Here is a 6,102-nt window from a genome sequence, read left to right on the forward strand (position 1 = left end):
CGAGGTACGTGCGCCGAGGGTGTGGGCGGATGGGTTCGATGGTCGACTCGGGCCGGACTACGAGGGCCGATCCGGTCGGTGTCGTTGGTGGTTATGGCCGCCCCGGTTCACGACCGGACTGCAAGACATGGACCAACGCCGGAAGAAAAGTACATCCGGCAGCTAGCCGACTTTATCAAGCGTGCAACACCGGGGAAGGGGGTTTGGTGTAACTTCCGGTGGGGTCCAAGGTCGGCCGCTCTCGCGGAAGTCAATACGTGATGCGTTCGGGACGTCACCGTGACTTCGTCGGCCCGGTCGATCATGGGGCGTTCCCTCAGTGCGAGCCTTGCACCAATTCGGTCAGAACGCCACCGCAGTCCTTCGGGTGGAGGAAAACGATCCGTGAACCCGCGGTGCCGGCGCGCGGTTCGGCGTCCAGGACCCGTACCCCGCGCTCACCGATCCCCGCCGCGCTCGCGGCCACGTCGGCGGTGCCGAACGCGAGGTGGTGCACGCCCTCGCCGTTGCGTTCCAGGAACCTCGCGACGGGGGAGTCGTCGCGGGTCGGCTCCAGCAGTTGGAGACAGGTGGCGCCGCCGTCGTCGGTGCCGTTGACCCGCAGCATCGCCTCGCGTACACCCTGCTCCTCGTTCACCTCCTCGTGCTCGACCTCGAAGCCGTACGTGCGCCGGTAGAAATCGATGGCGGCGTCCAGGTCCTTACAGGCGATACCCACGTGGTCCAGACGGGTCAGCCCGGAGAACGGGCCGGTGGGAACGGGTGCGTCGCTCACGGGTGAACCTCTCGAACGTCGATGTGATCCGTGTGGGTATCGTTGCAGACCAGGTGCGTCACCCATCACTTGGAGGCCAGTTAAGATGCCCGGTTCCGTCATCGTCGGTGGGGCACGGACCCCCACCGGCAGACTCCTCGGCTCCCTCGCCGGGTTCTCCGCCGCAGACCTGGGCGGCTTCGCGATCAAGGCCGCGCTGGAGCGCGCCGGCATCAGCGGTGAGCAGGTCGGATACGTGATCATGGGACAGGTGTTGCAGGCCGGCGCGGGCCAGATCCCGTCCCGTCAGGCCGCCGTCAAGGGCGGTATCCCCATGGACGTCCCCTCGGTGACCATCAACAAGGTCTGCCTGTCCGGCCTGGACGCGATCGCCCTCGCCGACCAGCTCATCGGCGCGGGCGAGTTCGACATCGTGGTAGCCGGCGGCATGGAGTCCATGACCAACGCCCCGCACCTGCTGCCCAAGTCCCGTAAGGGCTACAAGTACGGCTCCATCGAGGTCCTGGACGCCACCGCGCACGACGGCCTCACCGATTCCTTCGAGGGCGCCTCCATGGGCGCCTCCACCGAGCGCCACAACGGCAAGCTCGGCATCGAGCGTCCCGAGCAGGACGCCTTCGCCGCCCGCTCGCACCAGCGCGCCGCCGCCGCGGCCGAGAAGGGCCTGTTCGACGAGGAGATCGTCCCCGTCGAGATCCCGCAGCGAAAGGGCGACCCGGTCGTCTTCTCGCACGACGAGGGCGTCCGCGCCGACACCACCGCAGAGAGCCTGGGCAGGTTGCGTCCGGCCTTCGACCGCGAGGGCACCATCACCGCCGGTTCCTCCTCGCAGATCTCCGACGGTGCCGCCGTGGTGGTCGTGATGAGCCGGGCCAAGGCCGAGGAGCTCGGCGCTCCGATCCTCGCCGAGATCGGGGCGCACGGAAACGTGGCCGGCCCCGACAACTCCCTGCACTCCCAGCCCTCCAACGCCATCAAGCACGCCCTGGGCAAGGCGGGCAAGAAGGTCGAGGACCTGGACCTCGTCGAGATCAACGAGGCGTTCGCCGCGGTGGGCCTGAAGTCGACCGAGGACCTCGGCGTCTCCGAGGACATGGTCAACGTCAACGGCGGCGCCATCGCGATCGGTCACCCGATCGGCGCCTCCGGTGCCCGTATCGCCCTGCACCTGGTGCACGAGCTGCGCCGGCGTGGCGGTGGCCTGGGCGCCGCGGCCCTGTGCGGCGGCGGCGGCCAGGGCGACGCCCTGCTGTTCTCGGTGCCCGCCGAGTAACTCCCGTACGACGTCCGAACGAACCCGTGCGACCAGGGCCACCCCCGAACGGTCGCACGACGCACCTGTCCACCGCGGGGCGGAAGGCCACGAGCCTCCGCCCCGCGCGGTACTTCTCGAGGAGTCACATGAACGCCCCCCAGCTGGTCGAACGGGTCCGCGGTGGTGACCGCAGGGCCCTGGCCCGCGCGATCACCCTGGTGGAGAATGGTGCCGAGGAACTGCGCCCCATCATGGCGGGGTTGGCGCCCCACACCGGCCGGGCCCACGTGGTCGGCTTCACCGGGTCACCGGGGGTGGGCAAGTCCACCACCACCAACGCCGTGGTGCGCGCCGCGAGGGCCCAGGGCAGGTCGGTCGCCGTCCTGGCGGTGGACCCCTCCTCGCCGTTCACCGGGGGTGCTCTGCTGGGCGACCGGGTGCGGATGCAGGAGCACTCCGCCGACCCGCAGGTGTACATCCGTTCCATGGCCAACCGGGGCCATCTGGGCGGGCTGTCGTGGGCGACGCCGCACGCGCTGCGGGTACTGGACGCGGCCGGGTTCGACGTCATCCTCGTGGAGACCGTGGGAGTGGGCCAGTCGGAGGTCGACATCGCGAGCCAGGCGGACACCACCGTGGTGTTGAGCGCCCCCGGGATGGGCGACGCGGTCCAGGCCGCCAAAGCCGGTGTGCTCGAGGTCGGCGACGTGTTCGCGATCAACAAGGCCGACCGGGACGGCGCCAGGTCGACCCTGCGTGAACTGCGTCAGATGATCGCGATGAAGGACCGCACCGACCACGAGTGGAAGCCGCCGATCGTCATGACGGTGGCCTCCCAGGACGAGGGCGTGGGTGAGCTGTGGGAGCGCGTCGAACAGCACTTCGCCCACCTGGAGGCCTCCGGTGAGCTCGCCGAACGACGCCGTGCCCGCGCGCGGGGCGAGGTCGAGGCCATCGTGCTGGAGTTGTTGCGCGCACGCCTGGGCGGGGTCGGGGCCGACGGCGGCCTGGACACCCTGGCCCATGAGGTGGCCGTGGGCGACCGCGACCCCTACACCGCCGCAGACCTGCTGCTCAAGGAGCTGGGAGCCGACCCGCTTCCGTGACCGGGGCGAGGACCTCGCGCAGGACACCGGCGAACCCGTCCGGGTCCTCCATGAACCCGCCGTGGTCCCCGGGGAACACCACGGGGTCGGTATGGAGCAGTTCCGCCAGCGCCCGGGCGGTCCGGTCGGTGATCAGGCCGTCCGAGGCCGCCCCCAGCGCGAGGACCACCCGGGCGGATCCGGCGGCGATCCGAGCGGGGTCGACCCGGTGGTGCACGGTGCCCCGGAGTTCATGGACGTAGAACCGTCGGTCGTTCTCCCCGTCGTCCGCTCCGTCCTCTTCCTCGTCCGCGCTCGGGCCGATCTCCTCGGTGCCTTCCTCCGGTGCGGGGAAACCCGCGTTGATCATGAATCGGCGCCAGGCCGCCCCCGCGCCGTCCCGGTGGTAGGTCGCGATGATCTCCTCGGTGACCGCGAACTGTTCCTCCGCCTCCGGCAGTAGCCCGAGCAGCGGAGGCTCGTGCGCCACGATGGTGCGGGCCCGATCGGCATGGCGTTCGGCCAGCGCCAAGATGGTCACGGCCCCGCCGCTGGAACCGAGGAAGTCGGCCTCGTCGGTGCCCAGATCGTTCAGGATCGCGACGAGGTCGTCGGCGCGCGCCTCGGGTGTGGAGTCCTGGTCGGGATCGTCGAGCACGCTGCGACCGATGCCCCTCGGGTCATGGGTGACCACGGCGTGAGTGTCCGAGAGCGCCTCCGCCAACGGTACGAACGCTTCACCGCCCATCGGTGCCCCGGTCAGCACCAGGAGCGGCCCCTCGCCGCGGATCTCGTAGTGGATGACCCCGTCCGGGGTCCTCAGGGTGTGCGTACTGGTCATGTCCGGTTCCCTTCGCTATGGGTCGCCGTCCAGGGCGACCTCACCCGTATGGACCGGTTCTCCTCACCGAACTCATCGCACCCCCGTGAAGCGTCCTCGAGAAAAGTCCTCGAGAAAAGAGGGACCGGGGTGGACCGTCGCACGTCGGTCCACCCCGGTCGGGCGGCGGTGCTCCCCGGATCAGAGCACCGACGCCGTCTCGGCCCGTTCGGCGCACGGCCGAACGGGGGCTCGGCTACCGGCCGCCCAACGCCGCGTCGATCGCGGTGATGAGGCTTCCGTCGGCGTCGTCGCCGTCGATGGACCAGATCATGACGCCGCCCAGATCGTTTTCCAGGGCCCAGTCGGTCTTCTGGGTCATGGCGACCTCGTCGTCGTAGGTCCAGAAGGTCTCACCGTCGTAGAGCCAGGCGGTACCGAGATCGTCGTCGCGGTGCACCTCGAAGCCGCTCAGGTCCTTGAGGACCTTCCAGTCCTCGGTGCCGTCCGCGTAGGTGCCGGGGGCGGGCCCCTCGGCGGACTGGAACAGCCCGTCGTCGTTCGGCCCGGACTCCACGCCCGTCCACCCCTGGCCGTAGAACGGCACGCCCAGGACGATCTTGGCGGGGTCGACCCCGCGCTCCACGTACGCCTGGAGATTGGTCTCGGCGGAGATCACGTCACCGGGGTCGTTCGGGTCGGGCACCAGGTTGGACTGGTGGTTGGTGACCGTCTCCCAGGTGCCGTGGTAGTCGTAGCCCTGCACGGTGACGAAGTCGAAGTCGGCCATGACCTCGTCCAGTTCGTAGCCGGTGTCCAGTCGCCAGGCACCCGCGGGCATGAACGAACTCAGTTCGAAGTGCCGGCCGGTCTCCTCGCCCAACTCGTCGAGCTGTTCGCGGAACTCGCGGACCAGGGCGGTGAAGTTCTCACGGTCCTCGGGGCGCACCACGTTGTCGGGGTGGCCGTCGGATCCGGGCCACTCCCAGTCCAGGTCGATGCCGTCGAAGATCCCGTAGGCGACGCCCTCACCACCGGTGCCGTCGATCTCGGGGAGGTTCCCGCGCAGGTACAGGTCCACGCAGGAGCTCACCAGACGCTCACGGGACTCGGGGGTCAGCGCCGCGTCGGAGAAGTTCTTGGACCAGTTCCAGCCGCCCAGGGAGATGTCGACGACCAGCTCCGGATACAGCTCCTTGAGCTTGCGCAGCTGGTTGAAGTTGCCGCGCAGGGGCTGGCCGGGGCCGTCCGCGGCACCGTCGACGCTCTCCGAGGCGGGGACCACCCGACCGTAGTCGGCGAGGGCGTCGCCCTCCTCCGGCTCGTCGGTCATGAAGCACTCGCCGTCGGTACCGACGTTGCCGAACGCGTAGTTGATGTGCGTGAGCTTGCCGGCGCTGCCCGATTCCACCAGGTCACGGACGTGGTAGTCGCGTTCCTGCGGGCCCCACTGGGTGAAGTAGGCGACGTTCATCGCGTCGTGCCCGGGACCGGAGGAGACGGTGCCCGCGCAGTTCGCGCCGTTGATCGTGCAGTCCGACAGGTGGGTGGTGCCATCGGAGTGGACGCCGTTGAACCCGAAGGCGTAGGTACCACCGGCGGGGACGACCGCGCCCCAGACCGGGGGAGTGACGGTGTAGCCCTCATCCGAGGAACCCGTGACGGAGGCGTTCCACAGTTCGTGGACCGCGCTGCCCTCGGGGAGATCGAATTCGAGGGTCCAGTCGACGAGGTCGGTGTCGGATGCGTTGTGGACGGTGATCTCGCCGGTGTAGCCGCTGTTCCAGCGGGCCGACTCCACGTAGGTCACGGTGAGGTCGGAGGCGTCGGTCTCCTGCGCGGCCGCGGGGGACGAGGCCAGTGCGAGCGGTACCGCGAGAACCGCCGCGGCGGGAACCGCGAGTGTGTTCCTGAGTCGTCGTGCGCTCACGTCGGGGTCTCCTGGGGGCTTGTCAGTGGCCGAGTGCGGGGCCAGGGCCGTACTGACGTGGGGGGATTAATTTTTAGGAAACTTAACTAATAATTCCGGGCGGCGTCAACGCCCTCACGGCGGGTTTCTTCGGACGATCCGCGAAGTCGCAGGTCGCCGGCGGGATTTTCGATGACGGTGGGATCCGTGCCCGCTTCGCGACGGGACCCGGTGACGAGCACACCGCCTAGATGAGTG

At 69.3% G+C, this 6,102-nt stretch carries 5 protein-coding genes; 2 read left to right on the forward strand and 3 right to left on the reverse strand.

Annotation, left to right across the window (positions count from 1 at the left end):
• Positions 1–316 precede the first annotated feature (316 nt).
• A complete protein-coding gene (mce, locus tag NLI01S_RS14775; RefSeq protein ID WP_067604728.1) occupies positions 317–775 on the reverse strand; it encodes a methylmalonyl-CoA epimerase in 459 nt (152 codons plus the stop codon).
• Between the two features lie 85 nt (positions 776–860).
• Here mce and NLI01S_RS14780 point away from each other — a divergent pair, with 85 nt between their 5' ends.
• Positions 861–2,048, forward strand: a complete 1,188-nt coding sequence (locus NLI01S_RS14780) for an acetyl-CoA C-acetyltransferase (protein ID WP_067604730.1) — start codon at positions 861–863, stop codon at positions 2,046–2,048.
• Between the two features lie 128 nt (positions 2,049–2,176).
• A complete protein-coding gene (gene meaB / locus NLI01S_RS14785) occupies positions 2,177–3,136 on the forward strand; it encodes a methylmalonyl Co-A mutase-associated GTPase MeaB (RefSeq protein ID WP_067604731.1) in 960 nt (319 codons plus the stop codon).
• Here the strand turns inward: meaB and NLI01S_RS14790 are convergent.
• Positions 3,105–3,956: an alpha/beta fold hydrolase gene (locus NLI01S_RS14790; RefSeq protein ID WP_067604733.1), complete on the reverse strand. Its 852-nt coding sequence runs from the start codon at positions 3,954–3,956 to the stop codon at positions 3,105–3,107. The genes meaB and NLI01S_RS14790 overlap by 32 nt on opposite strands.
• A 235-nt stretch (positions 3,957–4,191) precedes the next feature.
• Positions 4,192–5,865, reverse strand: coding sequence for a glycosyl hydrolase family 18 protein (locus tag NLI01S_RS14795; protein ID WP_067604737.1), 1,674 nt, complete (start codon positions 5,863–5,865; stop codon positions 4,192–4,194).
• Between the last annotated feature and the right edge of the window lie 237 nt (positions 5,866–6,102).

This window comes from Nocardiopsis listeri NBRC 13360 (assembly GCF_001570765.1).
Taxonomy (GTDB): Bacteria; Actinomycetota; Actinomycetes; order Streptosporangiales; family Streptosporangiaceae; genus Nocardiopsis; species Nocardiopsis listeri.

What these genes read in the sequence shown, in the direction of transcription:
- NLI01S_RS14790 (WP_067604733.1), bottom strand. Translation starts at nt 3,956, where the DNA reads ATGACCAGTACGCACACCCTGAGGACCCCGGACGGGGTCATCCACTAC.
- NLI01S_RS14780 (WP_067604730.1), top strand. Translation starts at nt 861, where the DNA reads ATGCCCGGTTCCGTCATCGTCGGTGGGGCACGGACCCCCACCGGCAGA.
- meaB (WP_067604731.1), top strand. Translation starts at nt 2,177, where the DNA reads ATGAACGCCCCCCAGCTGGTCGAACGGGTCCGCGGTGGTGACCGCAGG.